This window comes from Streptomyces sp. G7(2002) (assembly GCF_028870195.1).
Lineage (GTDB): Bacteria > Actinomycetota > Actinomycetes > Streptomycetales > Streptomycetaceae > Streptomyces > Streptomyces nigrescens.
Genome location: NZ_CP102609.1, coordinates 8,764,023 through 8,790,046 on the forward strand (window position 1 = coordinate 8,764,023; position 26,024 = coordinate 8,790,046).

Below are 26,024 nucleotides of genomic sequence, written 5' to 3' on the forward strand. Positions count from 1 at the left end.
GCTCAGACCCGCGGTGGCCGATCGCGCGGTGCGGCGGCCATGACCTGCGGATGCCTGTCGTGACGCAGGCGGCTCGTGAGCAGTGTGCTCAGTCCCGGGTTTCCAGCGCTGTCAGGGTGGAGAGGAACACCGGCCGGCCGTCCTGGGAGCCGGTGACCTGGACCGTCGTGGTGCAGGGGAGCGCGGACGGGAGGCGGTGCGCCTCGATGACGCAGGGAATGCCGTGCTCGGCGTAACGGCGGAATTCCGTACCGAAGGCGTACGGCACGAAGGCCTGGGGCGCGGTGAGCGCGCGGGCCGCCTGCTGCGCGGCGTCGAGCAGCAGCATTCCCGGAATGTGGTCGTTCGCCGGGTTCACCATCGCGGCATGGCCGGGCACGATACGCAGCTGCCAGCGGTCGGGCCGGGCGGTGGGGGAGAGCAGGACATCGCTGTCATGGGCGCTGCCGGTCAGTTGGTGCGGTACGGCTGTGGGGGGCGGGCCGAGCGGTCGGCGTGCGGCTAGCCGGTCGCCGCGGATCCGGCGGTAGACGGCGGGGGAGGTGACGGTCACGTCGGAGTGGCCGGTCGCGACGATCCGGCCCGCCTTGCGGATGGTCATGTCGAAGTGCCCGCTGGTGAGCGTGCCTGCCCGCATCCGCATCCGGCTGCAGGTGACATCGATCGACAGCCGGGTGGGGCCGCTGCCAACGACCAGGTGCTCGGGGTGGGTTGTATATACCAGGTCCCCGAGAATGAAGTGATGGCCGACCGGTACGCCGAGCTCGGTGTGACACAGCAGCAGCCCGGCCTGGCGAATGGTCTCGCCGGTGAGAATGAGATGGTGACGGCCATGGACCGGAGTGAAATACCCGTGATCGTGCGGCCACTGTGCGGTCAGCGAGAAGTGGGAGTCGTCCCGGCGATGCCATGAGGTGACCAGAATGTCGTCGATGAAGGGACGGTGCACGAATTCCCGTGGGACACCGGGGTCGCGGCGATAATCGGCGGTGCTGTGGTGGTTCCGCTTCGGCTGCGTCTGATGTGGAGCCCTGGGTTGAACAGCGCCGCTGACGTGCATCGTGTCGCTCATGACTGCCCCCAGGCGTCTCAATGGGATGAGGTCCGGCGCTGTTAAGATACGTACCATCCGGTTTTATTTTCAATGCCGGGCGGCGAAACGGAGCAAGTAGCTGGTCCAGGCGCGACTTGAGCGGTAGCTAACTGATGCGGAACGTGAAAATACATCGAGAGACAGGAGGCGTCCTGTGGCGCAACAGGACCGCGCGATCCGGACCCGGCGACTGATCTTGGAGGCGGCCGCATCGGTCTTTGACGACCTCGGCTACGACCGCGCGACCATCGCCGAAGTCCTGGAGCGCGCCGGCGTGACCAAGGGCGCCTTGTACTTCCACTTCGCCTCCAAGGAGCAGCTCGCGCTCGCGGTACTTGACGAGCATGTGCTGGACATCGCGGTGGAGCCGCAGAAGATCAAGCTGCAGGAGTTCGTCGACGCGGGGCAGGTGCTGGCATACCGGCTGCGCAGTGACCCGATCCAGCGCGGGGCGGCCCGGCTGGCGGTCGAGCAAGGCTCCAACCACCTTGACCGCAAGCAGTCGATGCTCGCCTGGACCCGGTTCGTCGTGGAGTTGCTGGATCAGGCGCGGGACCGCGGCGAGATCATGGAGAGCGTCGTCGTGCCCGAGACCGCCGAGCTCTTCGTCGGAGCCTTCGCCGGCCTGCAGTTGATGTCACATGCGCTGACCAATCAGGCCGACCTCAGCCAGCGCCTGACCATTTTCTTCCAGCACACTCTCCCCAGCATCGCGGTGCCGGCCATCCTCGCCAAGCTCAATCTGGACCCGGAGCGCGGGGCGAAACTCGATGCCGCCCTGCAGGGGAAGGCCCTGGCGGATGTCGCGGCCGATGCTGAGGCCGGCGTTCCCACGCGGTGAGCCCGGCCTGCCGGGAGCCGGGCCGGGGCGGGCTGTTCAGCACCTTGAGGGCGGGGTGAAAACATACCGCGCAGACGGTGTTGAATGGTGAAGTGTGAGCAAGTGGTGGATAACTTGTGCAGGTCAGAGGCGTCGCGGAAGGGCCGCGGCGCCTCTCGCCGTTGACGGGTAACGGGTAACGGGTACGGCAGTGCATGAGCAGTCGTGAGCGGTGGTGGCGGGGTGGTGGCCGCTGTCGCGCGGGATTGTCAGTGGCGTGCGGTTCACTGGATTCAGCGGGTTCAGTGGGCTCGGTGGGCTCGGTGGATTCCGCATCGAAGGCGGGGCGAGGGGGAGGTTCGATGGGCGGGGCGGGGGAGAGTAGCGGGCGGGGCGGCGTGAGGCAGGTCACGGCCGCCGGGGCGAGACGCGGGGCCGCGCGGCGGAATAGGACTCCCGGATAAAACGTTCGCCATGCACGTATCAGTCTTGTACGTATCGGACTGCCCTCTGTTCACGGCCTGATCGTGCCCATGCCCGCAGACGACGCCCGATGCCCGAACGCCTGCCGCTCACCCCTGCTTCGCCACCCCCTGGCGACACCCACCCACCACACTCACCTCTGCCGCCCTGGAGGCCGCGCGTATGAACCGGACGACGACGGACCAGCTTCCCGAAAGGACCGTGGGCACCCCAGCCGTGCCCCCGGTGTCCGACCCGGCAGTGGTTGGGAAGCGCAGATCCTCCGGCGGCGTCGTCCCGGTCCTCGCCTTCTCCGGCATTGTCGTCGCGGTGATGCAGACGCTGCTCGTGCCGGTCATCAAGGACCTGCCGGTGCTGCTCAACACCACGGCAGGCAACGCCACTTGGGTCATGACGGCCACCCTCCTCGCCGGTGCCGTCTCGACTCCCATCATGGGGCGCCTCGGTGACCTGTACGGGAAGCGGCGGATGCTGCTGACCAGCCTCGCGGTCATGGTCGTCGGCTCGCTGATCTGCGGCTTCACCAGTGACCTGGTCACCATGATCGTGGGCCGGGCGCTGCAGGGCTTCGCCATGGGCGCGATTCCGCTCGGCATAGGCATCATGCGCGACGAGCTGCCGCGCGAACGGCTCGGCTCGGCCATGGGTCTGATGAGCTCATCGATCGGCGTCGGCGGCGGGCTCGCACTGCCGGCCGCGGCTCTGGTCGCCCAACACGCCGACTGGCACGCCCTGTTCTTCGGCGCCGCCGGGCTCGGCGTGCTGTCGATGCTGCTCACGCTCCTCGTCGTACCGGAGACCGCGGTACGGGCCCAGGGGCGGTTCGACGTGGCGGGCGCCATCGGGCTGTCGGCCGGTCTGGTGGCTCTGCTGCTGCCCCTCACCAAGGGCAGTGACTGGGGCTGGGGTTCGCCGACGACCCTCGTACTCTTCGGTGTTGCGGTCCTGATCCTGGTCCTGTGGGGCGTGATGGAGCTGCGTCTCGCCGATCCGCTGGTCGACCTGCGGACCACCGCACGTCGTGAGGTGCTGCTGACCAACCTCGCATCGATCACGGTCGGTGTGGCGTTCTATGCGATCTCCCTGGTGCTGCCGCAGCTGCTGCAACTGCCCACGTCGACCGGCTACGGCCTGGGCCAGTCGATGGTGGTGGCCGGGCTGTGCATGGCGCCGCTGGGCCTGACGATGATGTTCGTCGCGCCGCTGTACGCGCGGATCGCCGCGCGGCGCGGCCCCAAGGTCTCGCTGCTGCTCGGCATGCTGGTCATCGCGATCGGCTACGGCGCGGGCATCGGCCTGATGAATGCCGCCTGGCAGACCGTCATCATCGCGGTGGTCGTGGGCGCCGGTATAGGCCTGGCCTACTCCTCGCTGCCCGCGCTGATCATCGGTGCCGTCGACGCCTCGGAGACCGGCGCCGCCAACGGTCTGAACACCCTGATGCGCTCCATCGGCACCTCCGTGTCCAGCGCGGTGATCGGCATGGTGCTGGCCCATATGTCCAAGAGCGTGGGACCGGTGACGGTGCCCACGATGGCCGGCTTCCGGGTCTCCTTCCTCATCGCCACGGCCGCGGTCCTCATCGGCGTCGCCCTGGCGTCCTTCCTGCCGTCACAGCGGAAGGCGCCCCGCCCGACCCTGGTCGCGCAGAGCACCGACGGAGAGGCGGCGGACGCAGCCGACACCGACGGTGCGCGGGGTGCGGCGCGGCCGGCGGCGGAGACCGCTGCGCCGCTCGCCGCTACCCTGCCCGCACCTGCTGACGCGCCCGCACCTGCTGCCCCGGCCGCAGTGGCTGTAGCAGCCGAACCGGCCGAACTGACTGCATCGGCCGGGCGGTTGGCCCCGCTGGTGAAGCCGGCACCGTCCTGGGCGCAGCCGGTCACCGAACGGCACACGGCCCCCTCCCGGCTGGCCCCCGACGCGACGACTGCCGGTGCCGGAGCCGTTGCCGATGCCGTCGCCGCCGGCTTCCGGGGCCGGGTGGTGGACACCTCCGGCAGTCCGGTCTCCGGCGCGAGCATCACCCTGATCGACCGGCAGGGCCGCCAGACCGGCGTCACCACGGCCGACGCCGACGGCCGCTACGCACTCGACGCCTCCTCGGCCGGCATCTACGTCCTCACGGGCGCCGCGCCCGGCCACACCCCGTACGCGGCCTCCGCCACGTACCACGGCAAGGGCGGTTCGACCCGGGTCGACCTGATCCTCGCACCCACCGGCGGACTGGGCGGCACCTTGCTCGGAGGCGCCGAAGGCACCCCGCTGGCCGGCGGGAGCATCGTCGTCACCGATGCCGAAGGCGCTGTGGTGACCCGTACGACATCCGGTGCCGAGGGGAGTTGGCACGTCCCCCAACTGCCGCCCGGCCACTACACCCTGGTCCTCAGCGCCGTAGGCCATCAGCCGCAGGCCCGCGCCATGGAACTGTCCGGCGGCGCACCGGAACGGCAGAACGCCCACCTCCAGCCGATGGCCACGGTCCGCGGCACCGTACGGGGCCCGGGCGGTCGACCGCTCACCGACGCCGCCGTGACCCTCGTCGAGGACGGCACGGTCGCCGGACACACTGTCACCGGGCCGGACGGCGCCTTCGCCTTCTCCGACCTGAGAGGCCGGCACTACACCCTCACCGCGGCCGGCTATCCGCCGCACTCCGCCCCGATATCCCTCACCGCGGGCGCCAGCGAAACCCTCGATCTGGAGCTTGCCCAACAACCGACAGCCGCCGGCTGAGCTGCTCCGGCCCACCAGGCACCGCAGTCAACTGCCCGCTGGCCCGCTGCCGGTCCGGTTCCGGTTCGCTGCGTGGTGCTTGAGGGGCCCCGACGGGCCGGAGGGGGACGTCATGGAACTTCGGTGGCCGAACCCCCGGCCTCCGGCCCCGGCGCTCGCCCCCCAGGCGCCCGACCTCGTCCCCCCCGACCCCGTCCCCGGTCCCCCTCAGCCCTGATACTCCGTGAGGTCGATGCTGTGCACCGTCAGTGCATGGCCGTACTCCGGATGGGTCGCCTCCCGTTCGAAGGCCATGCCGAGCTTGCGTACGACGTTCTGCGAGGACTCATGGCCGAGCCGGTTGATGGCGATGACGCGGTCGAGGCCGCGGTCCTGGAGGGCGAACTCCAGCACCGCCTGGGCGGCTTCGGAGGCGTAGCCCTGGCCCCAGTACTGCCGGCCGAGGCGCCAGCTGATCGCGATCTCGTGCCGGGCCTCGGGCAGGAATTCGGGTACGGACAGGCCGGCGCATCCGGCCAGTTCGCCCGAGGCGAGCAGTTCGACGGCGAAGAGGCCGAAGCCCTCGTCGTCCCACTCCTCCTCCCACCGTTCGATTTCCTCGGCGGTGCGGTCCAGGTCGAGGGTGGAGCCGTCGCCGATCCAGCGCATGACGAGCGGGTCCGCGTTGATGTCCGCCATGGGGGCGAGGTCGTCGTCGGTCCAGCGGCGGAGGATGAGGCGGGGGGTGCGGATCTCGGTCATGCCTCCCATCCTGTCGAATGCGGGGGCGCGGCGGTAATCGGCGGGTGTCCGTTCGCGGTCCGTGCGGTGCAGGTCAGCGGTTCAGCAGCTGCGCCAGCGTCTCCTCGAGTTCGGTCTGCAGGACGCGGCTCGCCGCCTCCCCGTCGCCGTCCGCCACGGCCTCGACCAGTGCCGCGTGCCGGGCGTCACCGTGCTGCGGTTCCTCGTTCCCGAGCCCCAGCAGTTCCACCAGGTCGATCAGCCCCTGGCGCAGTGCCGGTGCGAACTCCGTGAACAGATCGGTCAGGACGGGGTTGTGCGCGGCATCGACCACGGCCGCGTGCAGCGCGATATCCGCGTCCACGAAAGCCGCGTGGCCGGCTCCGGTTGCCGAACGCCGTCCCTCCAGGGCGGCCCGCATCGCCGCGATATCGGCCTCCGTGCGCCGGGTGGCGGCCAGCCGGGCGGCCTGTACCTCGACCATGGCGCGGACCTCGTAGACATCGGCGACGGCCGCGCGGCGCAGGCGGGTGGGCCAGTCCTCGGTGGGCTCGGTGGCGATCACGAAGACGCCGGCGCCCTGGCGTGGCTGCACCAACCCGGCGCCGGCCAGGGCCCGTACGGCCTCGCGGACCGTGGAGCGGCCGACGCCGAGGGTTTTGGCCAGCGTGGTTTCGCCGGGGAGTTTGGTGCCCACCGGCCAGTGCCCGCCGGTGATCTGGTCGCGCAGCCGCTGGGCGGCCTGTTCGACCAGCGGGCTGGGGCGGAGAGCTTCGAGTGCCATCCCGTCATACCTCTCAGGTTGTCTGAGGAGTTGTTCCGTGGTTAGTGTACCGGCCATGAAGCTGCGTGGTCTCCTTATCGGCCGCCGTGGCGGGGCCTGACGCGACCGGCACCCCGCCGCGGGGTTCGGTGCTGCCGGTCTCCCTCCGGCTTGTGAAGGACCGTCATGCCCCGCACCACTTCAGCCGATCGCACCGCCGTGGGCGGCTTTCCCACCCTCCGTACGCCCGCCGGCCCCGTACCCGCCGACGCGCCGGCGTGGAATCCGCAGCGCGGCAGCGCGATGCCCGCCCACCGTTACCGGCCCGCGCAGGACCGCGTCGAGGTGCCGCTGACCGGACGGGCCTGGCCCGCCGCCCGGATCGAGCGGGCCCCGCTGTGGGTGCCGGTCGATCTGCGCGACGGCAATCAGGCGCTCGCCGAGCCGATGGACACTCCCCGGAAGCGCCGGATGTTCGACCTGCTGGTCGCGATGGGCTTCAAGGAGATCGAGGTTGCCTACCCCTCCGCGAGCCGTACCGACTTCGACTTCGTCCGCCATCTGGCGGACAGCGGTGCGGTGCCGGACGACGTGACGGTGGTGGTCTTCACCCCGGCCCGCCGGGAACTGATCGAGCGGACCTTCGCGGCCATCGAGGGGCTGCCGCGCACCGTCGTGCACCTCTACACGCCGACCGCACCCACGTGGCGTCAGGTGGTCCTCGGCCGCAGCCGGGCGGAGGTGCGCGACCTGGTACACGATGCCGCGACGCATATGGCCCGGCTGGTCGCGGCACGGCCCGGGGCCGACATCCGGTTCCAGTTCTCGCCGGAGGTCTTCAACCTCACCGAGCCCGATCTCGTGCTGGAGATCTGCAACGGTCTGACGGACCTCTGGGACGCCTCGCCGGACCGTCCGGTGACCCATAATCTGCCGGCCACCGTCGAGGTCGCCACACCCAATGTGTACGCCGACCAGATCGAGTACATGCACCGGCATCTGACGCGGCGGGATGCGGTGGTCCTCTCCGTGCACCCGCACAACGACCGCGGTACCGGAGTGGCCTGTGCGGAAGTCGCCGTGCTGGCCGGGGCGCAGCGGGTGGAGGGCTGTCTGTTCGGCAACGGGGAGCGCACCGGCAACGTCGACCTGGTCACCCTCGCCCTCAATCTGCACACCCAGGGCGTCGACCCGATGATCGACTTCTCGGATCTCTCCACCGTCCGCCGCACGGTGGAGGACTGCATCCGGCTGCCCGTCCACCCACGCCACCCGTATGCCGGTGAGCTCGTCCACACCGCCTTCTCCGGCACCCACCAGGACGCCATCAGCAAGGGGCTGGCCCACCATGCCCGGCGCGCGGCCGGCCTGGGCGTACCGGAGTCCGAGGCGCCCTGGACGGTGCCGTATCTGCCCGTCGACCCGGCCGACCTCGGCTGCACCTACGAGGCGGTCATCCGGGTCAACAGCCAGTCCGGCAAGGGCGGGATCGCGCACCTCCTGCAGCTGCACCACGGCCTGGACCTGCCGCAGGACCTGCGGCCCGACTTCTCCCGCACGGTGCAGCGCGCCACGGACGACAGCGGGCAGGAGGCCACCCCGAAGGAGCTGTGGGAGCTCTTCCGGAGCACTTATCTCGCGCCGGGGGAGGAGGGCCCGCTGACGCTCGGCTCCTGGAGCGCCACCGAGCCCGCGCCGGGTGAGCACCGTGTCGTGTGCAGCTTCGGCGGGGGCAACGCCGCGGACGGCCGGCGGCGTTACGAAGGCTCCGGCAACGGTCCGCTCGCCGCCTTCACCGACGCGCTGGCCGCCGCCGGGCACCCCGTCGGCATCCTCAGCTATGCCGGACACGCCCTCGCCCCGGGCCCGGACAGTGCCGCGGTCGCCTACGTCCGGTGCCGTATCGGCGGCGCCACGTACTGGGGTGCGGGCCGGGACACCTCCGTCCTGATGGCCTCGGTGCGGGCGGTGCTGTCGGCCGTGAACCGGGCGAAGGGGGAGGTCTCGTAGGGGCCGCGGACGGCGGGCGCTCCACGGCGCCCGCCGTCCGCGGCATTGACCCAGGTCCTTCTACGCCTGCGTACCGGCTCCCCGGCCCTGGGCGCGGGCGTACGCGTCCCGGGCGGGGCGACCGCGACTCCTACGGCCCTCTCGTCCCCGGTCCGCCGAACGACGGTGCCGACCGGGGACACGGGGAGTAGCGGACCCGGCCCTCTGCGGGCCCACTGGGGCCGGTGGGCCCGCAGGGGCCCGTGGGGCCTATGGTCCGGGTCGGCGGAACGGCCGAACTCGGGGGTGCCGCATCCGCACATCGGGAATTTTCTGCGAGTCTGAGCGGCGCGCCCCGAAACCCGGCTGGTCACACCGGTTGCCGGGGTTATCGGCGTGCCGAGCACCCAAGCTCGTTAGTGGTGTGTTAGTGCCTCGTTAGCGGACCGGCAGTGCCCAGGGCCACGCTGGAACGAGCAACGGACGGACCGCACCCCACTACGAGAGCTCGCCCTACCAGACGAGGGGGACACTTATGTCGCTCACCATCAAGATGCTCGGCCGCGGTCGTCGTGTCGCCGCGGGATCGCTGATCGCTGTCGCGGCGCTTGCGCTCACTGCCTGTGAGGGCGGCCCCGACGCCGCATCCCGCCCCTCGTCGGCCGCCGCACCCGCCACGTCCCACGACAAGGCGAGTGGCGGGGACAAGACGTCCCACGGCAGTGCGCAGCCGTCCGCTGCGAAGGAGCAGTCCACCGCGGGCGCTCAGAAGCCGTCGGCGAAAGCGGTGGCCTCTCCCGGCGGTGAGCCGACGGGCAAGGCGCCGAGCGCCGCAGAGGCCCACACCTCCACCACGGCGGCCTCCGACCGCTGCACCGCCGCCAACATGTCGCTGCGCCTGGGCGCCTCCGACGCCGGTGCGGGCAACATCCGCTACCCCCTCGTCTTCACGAACAAGGGCAAGAAGGCCTGTTCGCTGCGCGGCTTCCCCGGGGTCTCGCTGATCAACCGTGACGGCTCGGCCGTCGGCAAGCCCGCCACCCGCGAGGGCGGTGCCCGCGGTGCCGTCCGGCTCCAGCCGGGCCAGAGCGCACACGCCCTGCTGCACACCCTCAACGAGGGCGTCTCGGACACCCCGTGCTGGGCCAAGTCGCAGCTCGTCTTCGTCTACCCGCCCGGCTCCAAGGAGTCGATGACCACCGGCAGCCGCGGACTGCGGGTGTGCGGCGGGCGGTTCGACGTGACCGCGGTGACGGCCGGCTCCCTGGGCTGACGGCCCGGTCCGCGGGCGCGCGGCAAGGACAGCCGCGGACGGCCTCGTCACGACAAGCACGCCCCCGGTGCACGGTGCGCCGGGGGCGTGCGCATGCCGGGAGGGGGCCGGCCGGACCGGACCGCAGGCCTTCGCGGAGGACGGTGACCCGCTGTGGTGCTGTGGCCTTTGATTCGGACGCTCGGGTGGTATGTCACCACAACGGCCCCTGGTGACCGCCCCGTGCTTCGGTATCGGTGTTACCAAGGTGGATGGAAGCCTTGAATGAGCGCTTTCGTTGCATATCTGCCTAGGAGACATCCCCATGTCTGCAGCTTCGAGCGTGGCCGACAAGGCCGCAGCGAACGGAAAGCCGTCCGCCGAGGACGAGTCCCCGATCCACATTCTCTGGATCAACGCCGGCCTGAGCTGCGATGGCGACTCCGTGTCGCTCACCGCCGCGACGCAGCCGAGCATTGAGGAGATCGCGCTCAGTGTGCTGCCGGGGCTGCCCAAGGTCGCCGTCCATTGGCCACTGATCGATTTCGAATGCGGCCCGGTCGGGGGCGCGGACACCTTCATCGAGTGGTTCTTCAAGGGCGAACGCGGCGAGATCGATCCGTTCGTGCTGGTCGTCGAGGGGTCCATCCCCAACGAGTCCATCAAGCCGGAAGGCTACTGGTGCGGCTTCGGTGACAACCCGGAGACCGGCCAGCCGATCACCACCAGCGAGTGGATCGACCGGCTCGCCCCCAAGGCGCTCGCCGTGGTGGCGATCGGTACCTGTGCCACGTACGGCGGCATCCATGCCATGGCGGGCAACCCGACGGGCGCCATGGGTGTGCCCGACTACCTGGGCTGGGACTGGACGTCCAAGGCAGGGATCCCGATCGTCTGTGTGCCGGGCTGCCCGATCCAGCCGGACAACTTCTCGGAGACGCTGACCTACCTGCTCTACCAGGCGACGGGCGCGGCTCCGATGATCCCGCTGGACGACCAGCTGCGGCCCACCTGGCTCTTCGGGGAGACCGTGCACGAGGGCTGTGACCGGGCCGGTTACTACGAGCAGGGCCAGTTCGCCACCACGTACGACTCGCCCAAGTGTCTGGTGAAGCTCGGATGCTGGGGGCCCGTGGTCAAATGCAACGTGCCCAAGCGGGGCTGGATGGACGGCATCGGCGGCTGCCCGAACGTCGGCGGCATCTGTATCGCCTGCACCATGCCCGGCTTCCCCGACAAGTTCATGCCGTTCATGGACGAGCCCCCCGGCGGAAAGCTCTCCAGCAGCGCCAGCGCCGCGTACGGCAGCGTCGTCCGCCGTCTGCGGAGCATCACGGCCAGGACCGTCGACCACGAGCCCAAGTGGCGCCACCGCGGCGACCAACTGACCACCGGCTACCGGAAACCCTGGTGAGCACACCCCGCCCGTAGCCGTCCGGCACCCCGGACCGTCCGTCCGACCTCACCCCCGCGCGCAAAAGAAGGGCACGGCACTCACGATGGCACCGAGAACGAAGGCGGCCGACGGCAGCGGTCTGACGGAGATGTCCTGGGATCCGATCACCCGGATCGTGGGCAGCCTCGGCATCCACACCAAGATCGACTTCAAGCAGAAGCGGGTGGCGGAGTGCTACAGCACCTCGTCCGTCTTCCGTGGCTACAGCGTCTTCATGCGGGGCAAGGACCCCCGTGACGCGCACTTCATCACCAGCCGCATCTGCGGCATCTGCGGTGACAACCACGCCACCTGCTCGGTGTACACGCAGAACATGGCCTACGGGGTGAAGCCCCCGCACCTGGGGGAGTGGATCATCAACCTCGGCGAGTCCGCCGAGTACATGTTCGACCACAACATCTTCCAGGAGAACCTGGTCGGGGTCGACTACTGCGAAAAGATGGTCCGCGAGACCAACCCCGGCGTGTGGGAGCTCGCCCAGCGCACCGAAGCCCCCCACGCGGGCGACCACGGCTACCGCACCATCGCCGACATCATGACCTCCCTCAACCCCATCGAGGGCGAGTTCTACCGCGAGGCGCTCCAGGTCAGCCGCTACACCCGGGAGATGTTCTGTCTCATGGAGGGCCGCCATGTGCACCCCTCCACGCTCTACCCGGGCGGTGTCGGCACCGTCGCCAGCGTCCAGCTCTTCACCGACTACCTCAGCCGGCTGATGCGCTACGTCGAGTTCATGAAGCGGGTCGTCCCGCTCCATGACGACCTGTTCGACTTCTTCTACGAGGCGCTGCCCGGGTACGAGGAGGTCGGCCGCCGGCGCGTCCTGCTGGGCTGCTGGGGCGCGCTCAACGACCCCGACCACTGCGACTTCACCTATCGCAACATGACGGACTGGGGACGGAAGATGTTCGTCACCCCGGGCATCATCGTCGACGGCAAACTGGTCACCAACGACCTCACCGAGATCAACCTGGGCATCCGGATCCTGCTGGGCAGCTCCTACTACCAGGACTGGGAAGGCCAGGAGCAGTTCGTCACCCACGACCCGCTCGGCAACCCCGTCGACCCGCGCCACCCGTGGAACCAGCACACCATCCCCGCCCCGCAGAAGCGGGACTTCGCCGACAAGTACAGCTGGGTGATGTCCCCGCGCTGGTTCGACGGCAAGGAGCATCTGGCCCTGGACACCGGCGGCGGCCCGATCGCCCGGCTGTGGTCCACCGCGCTGTCCGGACTGGTGGACACCCCGTACGTGAAGTCCACCGGCCACAGCGTCACCATCGACCTGCCCCGCTCCATGACCCGGCCCGAGGCCCGCTTCGAGTGGAAGATCCCCAAGTGGAGCAACGCCATTGAGCGCAACCGCGCCCGCACCTACTTCCAGGCGTACACCGCCGCCATGGCGCTGCACTTCGCGGAGAAGGGCCTGGAGGAGGTCCGCGCCGGACGCACCCAGACGTGGGAGAAGTTCGAGGTTCCCGACGAGTCCATCGGCTGCGGTTTCACCGAGGCGGTGCGCGGCGTCCTCTCGCACCACATGGTCATCCGGGACGGGAAGATCGCCAACTACCACCCGTACCCGCCGACCCCGTGGAACGCCAGCACCCGGGACACCTACGGCACCCCTGGCCCGTACGAGGACGCCGTCCAGAACACCCCGATCTTCGAGGAGAACACCCCGGAGAACTTCAAGGGCATCGACATCATGCGCACGGTGCGCAGCTTTGACCCGTGTCTGCCCTGCGGCGTCCACATGTACGTCGGCAACGGGCAGTCCGTACAGAAGATGCATGTGCCCACCGGTCTGAGCGGGCTCGCCGGATGAGCGCCGGGGCCACCACGGTGCAGGCCGCCGCACCGCAGGCCGGTGCACCCAGGGGCGCCGCGTCCGCCGCCGTGCCGAACGCCGAGGCCACCGGCCGGCGCGTCGAAGAGGTACTCGACCGCCTCGCGCAGCGCGACGACCGTGAGGCGAGCGCCGCCGCCGAGGAACTCGTCCGCGTCCTGATGGACTTCTACGGCGCGGGACTCGCCCGGATCATGCACCTCCTGGGCAGCGGCACGGACGACGACGGCCCGCGCTCGGCGCTGCTGGGCGACGATCTGGTGACCAGCCTGCTGGTGCTGCACGATCTGCACCCCGAGGACACCGCGGCCCGCATCGGCCGCGCCCTGGACAGCGTCCGCCGTCAACACCCCGCCGAGGTCGCGGAGTTCGACGGGGACACCGGAACGCTGCGGCTGCGCTCCGGTGACTCCGGCGGCTGCGGCTGCCCGAGCACCAGCCGGCAGGCGCAACAGGCCGTCGAGGCCGCCGTGTCCTGCTTCGCGCCCGAGGTGACCTCGATGCAGTGGGAGGCGGCGGGCGAGCGGCCCGAGCCGGCGCTGCTGCAGATCTCCCGTCGCCCGCCGACCGCCGCCACCGCCTCGTGAGCGGCCGGCCAGCGGCGCCACCGCGCCTGGGACCGCCGCCCGCCCACCGCGGCCTGCGCCGCTTCCGGGCGCCGGTGCCGGCCGCCCCCGAACGCTGCGAACTGTGCGCCATGGTGCTCGCCGAGCACAACCACCGCCACCTGGTCGACACCGAACGCCGCGCGCTCGCCTGTGCCTGCACCCCGTGCGCGCTGCTCTTCGACCGGCCCGGCGCCGGCGCTGGACAGTTCCGTACGGTCCCCGACCGCTATCTCGTCGACCCCGGCCACACCCTCGACGACGCGGCCTGGGACCAACTCCAGATCCCCGTCGGCGTCGCGTTCTTCCTGCGCAGCGCCGACCAGGACCGGCTGGCCGCCCTCTACCCCAGCCCGGCCGGCGCCACCGAGAGCGAACTCGATCCGTCGACCTGGCAGACCGTGCTCTCCGCCAGCCGTCTGGCCACCCTCCTCCGGCCCGATGTGGAGGCGCTGCTGCTGCGTCGCTCCGAGGGCCGTATCGACTGCTATCTGGTGCCCGTCGACATCTGCTACGAACTCGTCGGCCGGATGCGGCTGTTGTGGCAGGGCTTCGACGGCGGCGCCGAGGCCCGCGCCGCGCTCTCCGACTTCTTCACCAAGGTCGCCCGCCGGGCCCGCGAGCCGAAGGGGGACGACCGGCCGTGACCGAGCTGTCCTTCGTCTGCACCGGCGTACGCGCCGACCGCTACGCCGCCGCACCCACCCTCCTCTTCCGGCTGCGCATCACCGCCGCCGGAGCGGCCCGGGTGCACGCCCTCGCGCTGCGCTGCCAGCTCCGCATCGAACCGGCCCGGCGCGGCTACCGGTCCGACGAGGCCGAGGCGCTGTCCGACCTCTTCGGCGAGCGGTCCCGCTGGGGCACCACCCTGCACCCCCTGCAGTTCGCCCACGTCTCCCTCGTCGTCCCCGGCTTCACCGGCGAGACCGAGGTGGATCTCCCCGTCCCCTGCACCTACGACCTGGACGTCGCGGTCGGCCGCTACTTCCATGCGCTGCGCGAGGGCGAGGTGCCGCTGCTGCTGCTGTTCTCCGGCACGGTGTTCGCCGGCCCCGGCGGATTCCAGGTGCAGCCGGTGCCCTGGAACAAGGAAGCGTCCGTGCGGATGCCGGTGGCCGTCTGGCAGGAGATGACCGAGACGCACTTCCCCGGCTGCGGCTGGCTGCGGCTGCCCCGCGAAACCCTCGACGCACTGCTCGCCTACCGCTCCCGGCACGCCCTGCCCTCCTGGCAGGCGACCGTCGAGTCCCTGCTGGCAGCCGCCGACGGCACCGAACCGCCCGCGCCCCGCGCCCGGCTCTTCCCGGGCGCCGCCGTCCGCCCCGTCAGCGAGAGGACCGCGCCGTGACGACCAGCGTGCTGCCCGAGGAGACGGCGGACCGCTTCGCCGCCGCCCGCCAGGTGGCCGACGCCGTGCTGTTCGAGGGCTATGTGCTCTACCCGTACCGCGCGTCCGCCGCCAAGAACCAACTCCGCTGGCAGTTCGGGGTGCTCGTTCCGCCCCACTGGGGCGCCGGCAGCGCGGAGCACTCCTTCCAGCGCACCGAATGCCTCATGGAGCCCCGCTCCGGTGCCCGGCTCTCGGCCGAGCTGCGGTTCCTGCGCGCCCAGCGGCGGACGGTCCAACGCCGTTGTGCGGACGGCGGGTTCGAGACCGTGGCGGAACTCGAACTGTCCGACCGGGTGCTGGTCCCCTGGGACGAGGGCGTCGAGGAACGCGTCACGCTCGTGGCCGACATCTCCAAGCTGACCGGCGAGGGCGTCACCGTCCCCTTCAACCGGCCCGCGCGGGAGGAGACCGAGCAGGTCCACGACGCCGACGGACAGCTCGTCGGCCGGCTGGTGCGCCACAGTGCCGAGATCGACGGCCGGGTCCGGCTCACCGCGAGCGAACTCGACGGCCCGTACGCGGCGTTCCGGCTGACCGCGACCGTCGAGAACACCAGCACCTGGCAACCGGACGACACCGAGGCCGACCGCGCCGCGGCACTGCCCCGCTCACTTGTCGGTGCCCATCTCCTCCTCGGCCTGAGCGCGGGCGCTTTCGTGTCCATGACCGACCCGCCGGAGTGGGCCAGGGGCGCCGTCGCGGCCTGCCGCAACGAGCACGTCTGGCCCGTGCTGGCCGGTGAGTCCGGCCGCGCCGATGTGGTGCTCTCCGCGCCGATCATCCTGGAGGACCACCCGGCCATCGCCCCGGAAAGCCCCGGTGCGCTCTACGACGCCCTGGAGATCGACGAGATCCTGGCCCTGCGCACCGCGGCCCTCACCGATGAGGAGAAGCGCGAGGCCCGCGGCACCGACCCCCGCGCCGCCGAGGTCATCGAGCTCGCCGACACCATGCCGCCCGAGGTGCTGGAGCGACTGCACGGCGCCGTACGGGCGCTGCGCGAGGTCACCGGGCCCGGCCCGGCCGCCCCCGACGAGCTCGCCCCGGAGGTGCCGGGCGTCCGTCCGGACACTCCCTGGTGGGACCCGGAGAGCGACCGCAGCGTCGACCCCGTACGCGACCGGATCACCGTCGACGGGCGGTCGGTTGGTGCCGGCAGCAGGGTGCTGCTGCGCCCCGGCCTGCGGCGCACCGATGCCCAGGACCTCTTCCTCCAGGGCCGCACGGCGCATGTGGAGGCGGTCCTGCACGACGTCGACGGCGGGGTGCACCTCGCGGTGACCGTGGAGGGCGATCCGGGCGTCGACATCCGGCGCGAGCAGGGCCGGTTCCTGTACTTCCAACCCGACGAAGTCGCTCCCCTGGAGGACGCGTGAGTCCCGAGGCAGCCGTCGCCAAGCGGCCCGCGAAGACGCTGATCGCCGGCGTCGGCAACATCTTCCTCGGCGACGACGGCTTCGGCGTCGAGGCCGTCCGCCGGCTCGACGAGCACCAACTCCCCGACGGGGTCGAGGTCGTCGACGTCGGTGTACGGGGCGTACACCTGGCCTACCAGATGCTGGAGGGCTACCACACGGTGCTCCTGGTGGACGCCTCCGCGCGCGGCGGCGAACCCGGCACCGTCTACCTCCTCGACGCCACCACTCCCGCCGACCGCCCGCCGGCCACCGCGCTGGACGGGCACCATATGACCCCCGACGCCGTGCTCGCACTGCTCGACACCCTCAGTGCGGGCACCGGCGGCCGGCGCCCGGAACGTGTCATGGTCGTCGGCTGCGAACCGGCCGATGTCGCCGAAGGCATCGGGCTCAGCGAACCCGTCGACGCCGCGGTCGACGAGGCCGTACAGCTCATCCTGCGGCTGGTCGGCGCGGAGGAACCGACACCGTCCGCCGCCGGACCGCACACCAGTGAGAGGAACACGACACCATGCTGAAGCTCGCCCTGAGCGGGGCCCTCGCCGCCGCGCTCGCCCTCGTCGTGAAGTCCGTGCTGCCTGACATCAAGCGCTATATGCGCATTCGCTCCATGTGACGGGCGACGCTGCACCGAACGGCGTACGCCACCGCGCCGCCCCGGCGAGGCACCCCGGCCGCCCCTCGGACGCGCCGTCTAATGAAGCCGAGCGGCACCCGGTCGTCCCCGTACCAGAGAGGGACCGATGCACGAGATGTCCATCGCGCTTGCGGTCGTGGACCAGGTCGAAAGCGCGGCCCGGCCCGCCGGGGCCACCACCGTCAACAGCGTCCGGCTGCAGGTCGGCGAACTGGCCGGGGTGGTCCCCGAGGCACTGGCCTTCTCCTTCGAACTCGCCTGTGCCGGAACGGTGCTGGAGGGCGCGGAGCTGGTGACGGAACCCGTCGCGGCCCGCGCCCGCTGCGGCCCCTGCGCGGACACCTGGCCGGTGGGCATGCCGCCGCAGCTCAGCTGCCCGGGCTGCGGCGGCGCCACGGCCGAGCTGCTGTCCGGCCGGGAACTGCAGATCGTCAGTGTGTGCTGGAACGACGCCCCGGTACACGTACCGACTCATCAGGAGCGCTGAACCATGTGCCGTGTCGTCGACCTGCAACAGGCGGTCCTTGCCAAGAACGACGCCTGTGCCCACACCCTGCGCGAGGACCTCGCCGCCCGTGGCACCGCGCTGGTCAATCTGCTCTCCAGCCCCGGCAGCGGCAAGACCGCGCTCCTGGAGCGTGAGCTCACCCTCGCCCGCAGCCGGGGCATTCCGGTCGCGGCGCTCACCGCCGATCTCGCCACCGAAAACGACGCCGTCCGGCTGGCGCGCTCCGGAGTGCCCGTCAAACAGGTGCTCACCGACGGGCTGTGCCACCTGGAGGCCGAGATGCTGGGCGGGCACCTCCACGGCTGGCTCCCCGCCGACACCCGCCTGCTATTCATCGAGAACGTCGGCAACCTGGTCTGCCCGGCCTCCTACGACCTCGGTGAGGCGCTGCGCATCGTGCTGGCGTCGGTGACCGAGGGCGAGGACAAGCCGCTGAAGTACCCCACCGCCTTCGGGCTCGCCCATCTGGTCGTGGTCACCAAGATGGACATCGCCGAGGCGGTCTCCTTCGACGAGAAGGAGTTCCGCGCCAACGTCGAACGCATCAACCCGGGCGTGGAGGTCGTCCTCACCTCGGCGCGCGGCGGTGAGGGGGACGGACTGATGCTGGACCGGGCGCTGGCGGCGCGGGACGGTGCGCCGGTGCACATCCCGGTCATGACCCGTAAGTCCCACCACGTCCACGACGCCGAGGACGGCCAGCCGTGCGACGAGGGACACACCCACGAAGCAGGCCACTCGCACGCAGCGGGCCACTCGCACAACGAAGAGCACACGCGCGCCGGGGAGCACACGCACGCCCATCCGGCACCGGGCGGCCATGCGCACACCACCGACCCCGACACCGTGGCGTCGAGCCGCTCATGACCACCGGGCAGGCCGAGGGGGCCCTCGTGACGGCCCCTCCCACAGCCGCCGCACGCCGCCGGATCACCGTGCGCGGCGTCGTCCAAGGCGTCGGCTTCCGCCCGTTCGTCCACACCCTCGCCACGGAACTGGGCCTGACCGGCCATGTGACCAACACCGGCGAGGGCGTCGTCGCCGAGGTCGAGGGCGCCCCCGCGGCGCTGGCCCGCTTCGGCGAACGCATCAGCGGCGAGGCGCCCCCACTGGCCGTCGTGGAGACCGTCGACGGCCAGGACATCGCCGTGGCGGGCGACGCCGGCTTCCGCATCCTCCCCTCCCGCGCCCACGGCCCCTCCCGCACCCTGGTCGCCCCGGACGCCGCCACCTGCGAGGCCTGCCTCGCCGAGCTGACCGACCCGGCCGACCGCCGCCACCGGCACCCCTTCCTCAGCTGCACCCACTGCGGACCGCGCTTCACCATCGTCACCGCGGTCCCCTACGACCGTGCGCTGACGACCATGGACCGCTTCCCGATGTGCCCCCGCTGCGCGCGGGAGTACGCGGACCCGGGCGACCGGCGGTTCCACGCCCAGCCCATCGCCTGCCATGACTGCGGCCCCCGGCTGCGGCTGCTGACCACCGACCCCGCCGACCGCACCCGCCCACCGCGCCCGGCACCCGGCACCGACCCGGTCGCCGACACCCGGCGGCTGCTCGCCGACGGCGCGATCGTGGCCGTCAAAGGCCTCGGCGGCTACCACCTCGTCTGCGACGCCTCCGACGACACCGCCGTCGCCCTGCTGCGCCACCGCAAGGCCCGCGGCGACAAACCCTTCGCGCTGATGGCCCGTCATGTCGCCGATGTGGAGCACCTGGTGCGGGTAGGGGCGGAGGAACGCGCGCTGCTCACCGGGTCCGTACGCCCGATCGTCCTGCTGCGCCGCACCCCGCATCCGGCACCGGCCCCGGGTGCACCCACGCTGTCCGATGCCGTCGCCCCCGGCAGCCCCGACCTGGGTGTCATGCTGCCGTACACCCCGCTGCACCACCTGCTCCTCGGACTGCCCGGCGACCCTCCGGGGCCCCGGCTGCTCGTGATGACCAGCGGAAATGTCGCGGGCGAACCGATCGTCACCGACGACGACGAGGCCGTACGGCGCCTCGCGCACCTGGCGGACGCCTGGCTCACCCACGACCGGTCGATCCGGATCCCGTGCGACGACTCCGTGGTCCGCATCAGCGACGGGGAACCGCTGTTCGTACGCCGCTCCCGCGGCTATGCGCCGTTCCCCGTCCCCCTCCCGGTGCCGGTCCGGCCCGCACTCGCGACCGGCGGCGACCTCAAGAACGTGCTCTGCCTGGCCGAAGGGCACCGCGCCTGGCTGTCCGCGCACATCGGCGACATGGACGATCTGGCGACCCAGCTCGCCTTCGAGCAGGCCGAGGCGCATCTGGAGACGGTCACCGGGGTACGCCCCCAACTCCTCGCCGCCGACCGGCATCCCGGCTACCGCTCGGGCCGGTGGGCGCAGTCGCACACCGACGGCCGGCCGCTGGTGCGCGTCCAGCACCATCACGCCCATATCGCCGCGGCCATGGCCGAACACGGCCTCCGCGACGGCCGCGCCGTCATCGGGGTCGCCTTCGACGGCACCGGCTACGGCGACGACCACACCGTCTGGGGCGGCGAGATCCTGCTCGCCGACTACGACGGATACCGCCGCTTCGGACAGCTCGCCTACGTCCCGCTGCCCGGCGGCGACACCACCGTACGGCGCCCCTACCGGATGGCCCTCGCCCATCTGCGCGCCGCCGGTATCGACTGGGCCGAGGACCTGCCCCCGGTGGCGGCCTGCCCGCCGGACGAGCGGCCGCTGCTGGCCCGGCAGCTCGAACGCCACCTCAACTGCGTGCCCACGTCCAGCATGGGCCGGCTCTTCGATGCCGTCTCCTCGCTGGCCGGGGTCTGCCACCACGCCGGATACGAGGCCCAGGCCGCCATCGCCCTCGAAGCGGCGGCCCTGGCCGCGGGCGAGGACCACGGTCCCGGCTACGCGTTCGCGCTGCGTGCCGGGCCGGCCGGACCGGGGGCCGCCGACCTCGTCGCCGACCCGGCGCCGGTCCTCACCGCCGTCGTCGAGGACGTCCGCGCGGGCACCGCCGTACCGCTGATCGCGGCCCGCTTCCACACCGCGGTCGCCGATCTCGTGCGGCGCGGCTGCGCGCTGGCCCGGGAGCGCGCCGGTCTGACGACCGTGGCACTGACCGGCGGGGTCTTCGCCAACACCCTGCTGGCCGAGGCCACCGCCCGCCTCCTGCGGGAGGACGGCTTCACCGTCCTGCGCCACCGCCGCGTCCCGCCCAATGACGGGGGACTGGCGCTCGGTCAGATCGTCGTGGCGGCGCGCACGGCAGGAGCCGCCGTGCGCTGAGCGGCACCGCTGCACGGCGGACGCAACGTACCCAAGACGAGGAGAGGCCCCATGTGTCTGGCGGTACCCGGCAAGGTATTGGACATCGAGGAACGGGACGGCACCCGCATGGCGACCGTCGACTTCGGCGGAGTGGTCAAGGAGGTGTGCCTGGAGTACGTCCCCGACCTGAAGGTCGGTGAGTACGCCATCGTCCATGTCGGCTTCGCGCTGCAGCGCCTGGACGAGGAGTCCGCCCGGCACACCCTCGCCCTGTTCGAGGAACTGGGCCTGCTCCAGGAGGAGTTCGGCGATCCCTGGGAAGCGGCTGCCGCCTCCCAGGGGTGGGACGGGGCGGGCGGCACACCCCCGGCCGCCCTCAACGACGGAGAGTGGGAGACGAGCCGGTGAAGTACCTCGAGGAATTCCAGAACCCCGAGCTGGCCCGGCGGCTGCTCGACGAGATCCGGGCCACGGTGACCCGGCCCTGGGCCCTGATGGAGGTCTGCGGCGGACAGACCCACACCATCATCCGTCATGGCATCGACCAACTCCTGCCCGATGAGGTCGAGTTGATCCACGGCCCGGGATGTCCGGTCTGTGTGACGCCGCTGGAGGTCATCGACAAGGCCCTGGAGATCGCCGCCCGCCCCGACGTGATCTTCTGTTCCTTCGGCGACATGCTCCGGGTGCCCGGCAGCGACCGCGATCTGTTCCAGGTGCGCAGCCGGGGCGGCGATGTCCGGGTCGTCTACTCTCCGCTCGACGCCCTGAAGATCGCCCAGCAGAACCCGCACCGCGAGGTGGTGTTCTTCGGCATCGGCTTCGAAACCACCGCACCGCCCAATGCCATGACGGTCCATCAGGCCCGCAAGCTGGGCATCCCCAACTTCAGCCTGCTGGTCTCGCACGTCCGGGTACCGCCCGCGATCGAGGCGATCATGACGTCGCCCAGCTGCCGGGTCCAGGCGTTCCTCGCCGCCGGTCACGTCTGCAGCGTGATGGGCATGGGGGAGTACCCCGAACTGGCCGACCGCTTCCAGGTGCCGATCGTGGTCACCGGCTTCGAACCACTCGACATCCTGGAGGGCGTCCGCCGCACCGTCCGCCAGCTGGAGCGCGGCGAACACACCGTGGACAACGCCTACCCGCGCGCCGTCCGCAGCGAGGGCAACCCGGCCGCCCAGGCCATGCTCGCCGATGTCTTCGAGGTCACCGACCGTGCCTGGCGCGGCATCGGCACCATCCCCGCCAGCGGCTGGCGGCTGTCGGAGCGCTACCGCGACTACGACGCCGAGTACCGCTTCTCCGTCGACGGCATCACCACCCGCGAACCCGCCGCCTGCCGCAGCGGCGAGGTCCTCCAAGGGCTCATCAAGCCGCACGAGTGCGAAGCCTTCGGCACCACCTGCACCCCGCGCTCCCCGCTCGGCGCCACCATGGTCTCCAGCGAGGGTGCCTGCGCCGCCTACTACCTCTACCGCCGACTCGGCACCACGCCCACCCCGCAGGAGGCGAGCCCCGTTGCCTGACACCAAGCACCCCACCCCCGGCGGCCCCACCCCGGCCGACCGCGGTCTGCCCACCGTCGACATCTCCGGGTGGACCTGCCCCACCCCGCTCCGTGACCAGCCCCGCGTCGTCATGGGGCACGGCGGTGGCGGCGCGCTGTCCGCCGAACTCGTCCAGCAGATCTTCGCCCCGGCCTTCGGCGGAGAGATCCTCGCCCAGCTCGGCGACTCCGCGGCGGTGTCCCTCGGCGGTGTCCGTCTGGCGTTCTCCACCGACTCCTATGTCGTGCGGCCGCTCTTCTTCCCCGGTGGCTGCATCGGCGACCTCGCCGTCAACGGCACCGTCAACGACCTCGCCATGAGCGGCGCCAGAGCCGCCTACCTCTCCTGCGGCTTCATCCTGGAGGAGGGCGTCGAGATGCCGGTGGTCGCCGGGGTCGCCGACGCCATGGGCGCGGCGGCACGGGCCGCCGGGGTCGAGGTGGCGACCGGCGACACCAAGGTCGTCGAGGCGGGCCACGGTGACGGCGTCTACCTCAACACCGCCGGTATCGGCCTGATCCCGGCGGGCGTCGATCTGCGCCCGCAGCGTGTGGTCCCCGGCGATGTGGTGATCGTCAGCGGGGACATCGGCCTGCATGGCGTGGCCATCATGAGCGTCCGTGAGGGCCTGGAGTTCGGCGTCGAGATCGAGAGCGACTGCGCGGCCCTCGGCGGCCTCGTCGAGTCCATGCTCGCCGTCACCCCCGATCTGCATGTGCTGCGCGACCCCACCCGCGGCGGGCTGGCCGCGGCCCTGTGCGAGATCGCCTCCGCCTCCTGCACCGGCATCGTCATCCAGGAGCGTGCCATCCCCGTGCCGTCGGCCGTCGCCAATGCCTGCGCCATCCTCGGCCTGGACCCGATGTACGTCGCCAACGAGGGGAAGCTGGTGGCGTTCGTCCCCCGCGAGCACGCCGACGCCGTGCTGGACGCGATGCGTGCGCACCCCCTGGGCGCCGGCGCCCGGATCATCGGGGAGACCGTCGAGACCCACCCCGGCATGGTCGTGGCCCGCACTCCGCTGGGCGGCACCCGGGTCGTCGATCTGCCGCTGGGCGAGCAGCTGCCGCGGATCTGCTGAGCCGCGTGCCCCCGGAACTCCCGCGCCGCTGACAGTGGGCAGGTCCGGAGTACACAGAGGGCGGCGCCGGTTTCGGCGCCGCCCTCTGCCCATGGGGCCGGACCTGCTCAGGTCTTCGTCAGCAGCCGGGAACCGAACCAGTCGTCGGCGCCCCGTACCCCGGGCAGCACGAAGAAGTAGCCGCCGCCGATGGGGGTGATGAACTCGGACAGCGGCTCGTGCCTAAGGCGCCGCTGTACGGTGGCGAACTGCCGCTCCGGGTCCTGCTGATAGCCGCAGAAGACCAGTCCGAGGTCCATCCGCCCCTTGCTGTCGTAACCGGCGTCGTAGTTGTAACTCCGGCGCAGGAAGCGGGACTTGTCGGTCTTCTCGGTGCGGGGGTTGGCCAGCCGGATGTGTGAGTCGAGCGGGATCTTTTTGCCGTGCGGGTCCTCGCGGTACTTCGGCACATCCGACTCGTGACTGCCGTCCAGGGGCGCACCGCTCGCCTTGCGCCGGCCGAAGATCTTCTCCTGGCGGGACACCGGCACCTTGTCCCACTTCTCGACATGGAAGCGGATCAGGCGCAGCACCTGATAGCTGCCGCCCAGTGCCCAGTCCGGCTCCCCGCAGGGCGGGGTCACCCACAGCAGCCGGTCCATCTCCCGGGCCGAGCCGACGTCCGGATTGACGATCCCGTCCTTGAAGCCGACGAAGGTGCGCGGTGACCCCGACGGCCGTGACGGGTTGAGGAAGGTGTCCGCACGCCAACGGGGCCGCAGCAGACCGTCCGTTTCCCGCGCCAGATCGCGCAGCACATGGACGACGGCGTCCGGGTGCTGGGCGCAGACCTGCAACGAGAGATCACCGTGGCAGCGGGCCGGCTCAAGACGGTCGTCGGGGAACGCCGGCATCGCCTTGAGGTGCCGGGGCTTGTGCCCGGAGAGGCCGAAGCGGTCGTCGAACAGCGAGGCGCCCACGCCGAGGGTGATGGTGAGGGAGTCGGGGGTGGGCTCCTCCGAGGCGACCCGCTCGTCCTGCGGTTTCACACCGGCCGCCAGCACCCGCGACCGCGTGGTGAGCTTCTGGAACAGGGCGGTCAGACCGTCGCGGTCCTGGGCCAGCACATCGAAGCCGACAAAACCGGCGAAGAGCTGCTGCGGGGTCACGATGCCGGCCTGATGACGCCCGTGGAAGGGCACCTTGTCGGGCAGCAGCCCGCCGTCGCGCAACCCGCCTACCGGCCGGTCCGCCGGCGCGGCGGCCGCCTGCCCGCCGATTCCCGCGGCGGCCACCCCCGCGATCCCCGCCGCACACTTCAAGAACCCCCGGCGTCCGTCGTGCCGCGGAAGGGCACACCCGTCGTCGGCCTGATCACGTCTCATCGTCCCGCCATCCTGACTGCGTCATCCGGCAGCCGCGTGCCTGCACATCCCTGTGCGCGATGCTCGCCGCCCACCCCGTGAGGGCCGGGAGCAACACGGCCCCGGCCCCGGATATCACGCCTGGGACCCCGGCGGGTCGTCCGAATGGCGCAGCCGGCGGGCCCACCGCGCGACAGCGCCCCCGCGCGCTTCTAGCGTCGGCCCTGTGACCTGCCCGAACACCCACCGTGGACCGCCGGGCGGCACGTCACGGACCGTGTACCACCACCGAGCCCATGGACCCCCACACATGAGCACATCCACCGACGCGAGCACCGTCATCAGCGAGACCGCCCCCCTCGGTGAGGGCACCACCCTGGACGAGCGCGCAGTCAACGGCACCGCCGCACCCGTCAGCGAGGGGACATCCGCCGACGGGGCCCCCTCCGTCAACGGCGCCCCCTCCGCCAACGGGGACGCCTCCGCCGGCGTGGGTACGGCCCCCGACGAGCGCACCGCCGCCGGTGAGGGCACACCCTCCGGCGGGAGCGCGGCCGCCGGGCAGGGGACCGCCGTCGGCCACGCCACGCCCCTCGACGGGAGCGCGCCCGTCGACGGCCCGCCCGCCTCCTGGCTGCGTATCGAGAAGGGCCATGCCGAGCCGGAGGAAATCGCGGCGATCAGCGTGGTGCTGTGCGCCCAACTTGCCGGGCTGCGCGCCCTCGCCGAAGACGGCCGGCCCGAGGATCGGCCTCCGGGCCGACGGCACCCTCCGCGCCGCCACGCATGCTGGTCGGGCTGCTGGACCTGCGGCTGAGATCCTCCTGCGCCCGCCGGGAGGGCCTGGCGACGGCCTTCGGCGTCCCGGCCGACCAGGTCTCCTGACCTCGCCCGGCGAAGCACCCGCTCTCCGCATCGACGGGAGGCTGTGCAGGTCAAAGCCGTTGTCAGTGGCGCCATTTACCCTTCTGATCATGAGTGAGTGGCTGCGTACCGATCCGCACTCTCCAGCACCCCGACGCTGCGCTGCGTGCAGGAAGTGTCCGCTGGTGGAACGCGAGATTCCTCTTCGGT

General features: G+C 71.4%; 23 protein-coding genes. 19 read left to right on the top strand and 4 right to left on the bottom strand.

The window, feature by feature from the left end; all coding sequences use genetic code 11:
* Nucleotides 1-88 precede the first annotated feature (88 nt).
* Nucleotides 89-1,072 (bottom strand): ScbA/BarX family gamma-butyrolactone biosynthesis protein, encoded by a 984-nt coding sequence (locus NUT86_RS37775; RefSeq protein WP_229837840.1) that lies wholly within the window; start codon nucleotides 1,070-1,072, stop codon nucleotides 89-91.
* A gap of 175 nt (nucleotides 1,073-1,247) precedes the next feature.
* Here NUT86_RS37775 and NUT86_RS37780 point away from each other — a divergent pair, with 175 nt between their 5' ends.
* On the top strand, nucleotides 1,248-1,934 hold the full coding sequence (locus NUT86_RS37780) for a ScbR family autoregulator-binding transcription factor (RefSeq protein ID WP_274739904.1): 687 nt from the start codon (nucleotides 1,248-1,250) through the stop codon (nucleotides 1,932-1,934).
* Nucleotides 1,935-2,558: 624 nt separating this feature from the next.
* On the top strand, nucleotides 2,559-5,132 hold the full coding sequence (locus tag NUT86_RS37785; protein ID WP_274739906.1) for an MFS transporter: 2,574 nt from the start codon (nucleotides 2,559-2,561) through the stop codon (nucleotides 5,130-5,132).
* A gap of 207 nt (nucleotides 5,133-5,339) precedes the next feature.
* Here the strand turns inward: NUT86_RS37785 and NUT86_RS37790 are convergent, their stop codons facing one another.
* Together NUT86_RS37790 and NUT86_RS37795 are read right to left on the bottom strand one after the other, a co-directional pair.
* Nucleotides 5,340-5,873, bottom strand: coding sequence for a GNAT family N-acetyltransferase (locus NUT86_RS37790; RefSeq protein WP_159484327.1), 534 nt, complete (start codon nucleotides 5,871-5,873; stop codon nucleotides 5,340-5,342).
* A gap of 73 nt (nucleotides 5,874-5,946) precedes the next feature.
* On the bottom strand, nucleotides 5,947-6,636 hold the full coding sequence (locus NUT86_RS37795) for a FadR/GntR family transcriptional regulator (protein ID WP_159484325.1): 690 nt from the start codon (nucleotides 6,634-6,636) through the stop codon (nucleotides 5,947-5,949).
* Nucleotides 6,637-6,801: 165 nt separating this feature from the next.
* Between NUT86_RS37795 and NUT86_RS37800 the strand changes: the two genes are divergently transcribed.
* The 16 genes from NUT86_RS37800 to hypE all read left to right on the top strand — a co-directional run bounded on the left by NUT86_RS37800 (nucleotide 6,802) and on the right by hypE (nucleotide 23,607).
* Nucleotides 6,802-8,625 carry a 2-isopropylmalate synthase gene (locus tag NUT86_RS37800; RefSeq protein ID WP_274739908.1) on the top strand — a complete coding sequence of 608 codons (1,824 nt, stop codon included), beginning with the start codon at nucleotides 6,802-6,804 and terminating at the stop codon, nucleotides 8,623-8,625.
* 514 nt (nucleotides 8,626-9,139) lie between these two features.
* A complete protein-coding gene (locus NUT86_RS37805) occupies nucleotides 9,140-9,877 on the top strand; it encodes a DUF4232 domain-containing protein (RefSeq protein ID WP_274739910.1) in 738 nt (245 codons plus the stop codon).
* Between the two features lie 304 nt (nucleotides 9,878-10,181).
* Entirely contained in the window at nucleotides 10,182-11,270 is a 1,089-nt protein-coding gene (locus NUT86_RS37810) for an NADH-quinone oxidoreductase subunit B family protein (RefSeq protein WP_026170050.1), read from the top strand.
* A gap of 85 nt (nucleotides 11,271-11,355) precedes the next feature.
* Nucleotides 11,356-13,137 (top strand): nickel-dependent hydrogenase large subunit, encoded by a 1,782-nt coding sequence (locus NUT86_RS37815; RefSeq protein WP_018092043.1) that lies wholly within the window; start codon nucleotides 11,356-11,358, stop codon nucleotides 13,135-13,137.
* Entirely contained in the window at nucleotides 13,134-13,745 is a 612-nt protein-coding gene (locus tag NUT86_RS37820; RefSeq protein ID WP_174876295.1) for a hypothetical protein, read from the top strand. Before NUT86_RS37815 ends, NUT86_RS37820 begins: the two co-directional genes overlap by 4 nt.
* Nucleotides 13,746-13,855: 110 nt before the next feature.
* A complete protein-coding gene (locus NUT86_RS37825) occupies nucleotides 13,856-14,410 on the top strand; it encodes a DUF5947 family protein (protein ID WP_018092041.1) in 555 nt (184 codons plus the stop codon).
* Nucleotides 14,407-15,111 (top strand): DUF6084 family protein, encoded by a 705-nt coding sequence (locus NUT86_RS37830; RefSeq protein WP_266439924.1) that lies wholly within the window; start codon nucleotides 14,407-14,409, stop codon nucleotides 15,109-15,111. Before NUT86_RS37825 ends, NUT86_RS37830 begins: the two co-directional genes overlap by 4 nt.
* Nucleotides 15,108-16,529, top strand: coding sequence for a hypothetical protein (locus NUT86_RS37835; RefSeq protein ID WP_274739914.1), 1,422 nt, complete (start codon nucleotides 15,108-15,110; stop codon nucleotides 16,527-16,529). Before NUT86_RS37830 ends, NUT86_RS37835 begins: the two co-directional genes overlap by 4 nt.
* A complete protein-coding gene (locus NUT86_RS37840) occupies nucleotides 16,526-17,089 on the top strand; it encodes a hydrogenase maturation protease (RefSeq protein ID WP_018092038.1) in 564 nt (187 codons plus the stop codon). The genes NUT86_RS37835 and NUT86_RS37840 overlap by 4 nt, the downstream gene beginning before the upstream one ends.
* Nucleotides 17,083-17,187 (top strand): DUF6893 family small protein, encoded by a 105-nt coding sequence (locus NUT86_RS40770; protein ID WP_371874773.1) that lies wholly within the window; start codon nucleotides 17,083-17,085, stop codon nucleotides 17,185-17,187. Before NUT86_RS37840 ends, NUT86_RS40770 begins: the two co-directional genes overlap by 7 nt.
* A gap of 127 nt (nucleotides 17,188-17,314) precedes the next feature.
* Nucleotides 17,315-17,695 (top strand): hydrogenase maturation nickel metallochaperone HypA/HybF, encoded by a 381-nt coding sequence (locus NUT86_RS37845; RefSeq protein ID WP_274739916.1) that lies wholly within the window; start codon nucleotides 17,315-17,317, stop codon nucleotides 17,693-17,695.
* Between the two features lie 3 nt (nucleotides 17,696-17,698).
* Nucleotides 17,699-18,583 carry a hydrogenase nickel incorporation protein HypB gene (gene hypB / locus NUT86_RS37850; protein ID WP_274739918.1) on the top strand — a complete coding sequence of 295 codons (885 nt, stop codon included), beginning with the start codon at nucleotides 17,699-17,701 and terminating at the stop codon, nucleotides 18,581-18,583.
* Nucleotides 18,580-20,994, top strand: coding sequence for a carbamoyltransferase HypF (hypF, locus tag NUT86_RS37855; RefSeq protein WP_274739919.1), 2,415 nt, complete (start codon nucleotides 18,580-18,582; stop codon nucleotides 20,992-20,994). Before hypB ends, hypF begins: the two co-directional genes overlap by 4 nt.
* A 51-nt stretch (nucleotides 20,995-21,045) precedes the next feature.
* Nucleotides 21,046-21,384 carry a HypC/HybG/HupF family hydrogenase formation chaperone gene (locus NUT86_RS37860; RefSeq protein WP_274739920.1) on the top strand — a complete coding sequence of 113 codons (339 nt, stop codon included), beginning with the start codon at nucleotides 21,046-21,048 and terminating at the stop codon, nucleotides 21,382-21,384.
* On the top strand, nucleotides 21,381-22,505 hold the full coding sequence (gene hypD / locus NUT86_RS37865) for a hydrogenase formation protein HypD (RefSeq protein ID WP_018092032.1): 1,125 nt from the start codon (nucleotides 21,381-21,383) through the stop codon (nucleotides 22,503-22,505). Before NUT86_RS37860 ends, hypD begins: the two co-directional genes overlap by 4 nt.
* A gap of 46 nt (nucleotides 22,506-22,551) precedes the next feature.
* Nucleotides 22,552-23,607 carry a hydrogenase expression/formation protein HypE gene (gene hypE / locus NUT86_RS37870; RefSeq protein ID WP_051104225.1) on the top strand — a complete coding sequence of 352 codons (1,056 nt, stop codon included), beginning with the start codon at nucleotides 22,552-22,554 and terminating at the stop codon, nucleotides 23,605-23,607.
* Between the two features lie 107 nt (nucleotides 23,608-23,714).
* On the opposite strand, the gene efeB is transcribed toward hypE, so the two are convergent.
* Nucleotides 23,715-24,971, bottom strand: coding sequence for an iron uptake transporter deferrochelatase/peroxidase subunit (gene efeB / locus NUT86_RS37875; RefSeq protein WP_237537998.1), 1,257 nt, complete (start codon nucleotides 24,969-24,971; stop codon nucleotides 23,715-23,717).
* A gap of 289 nt (nucleotides 24,972-25,260) precedes the next feature.
* Between efeB and NUT86_RS37880 the strand changes: the two genes are divergently transcribed.
* The gene (locus tag NUT86_RS37880; protein WP_274739921.1) at nucleotides 25,261-25,767 is read left to right on the top strand and encodes an acyl-CoA carboxylase epsilon subunit; all 507 of its coding nucleotides are present in this window, start codon (nucleotides 25,261-25,263) and stop codon (nucleotides 25,765-25,767) included.
* Nucleotides 25,768-26,024 lie beyond the last annotated feature (257 nt).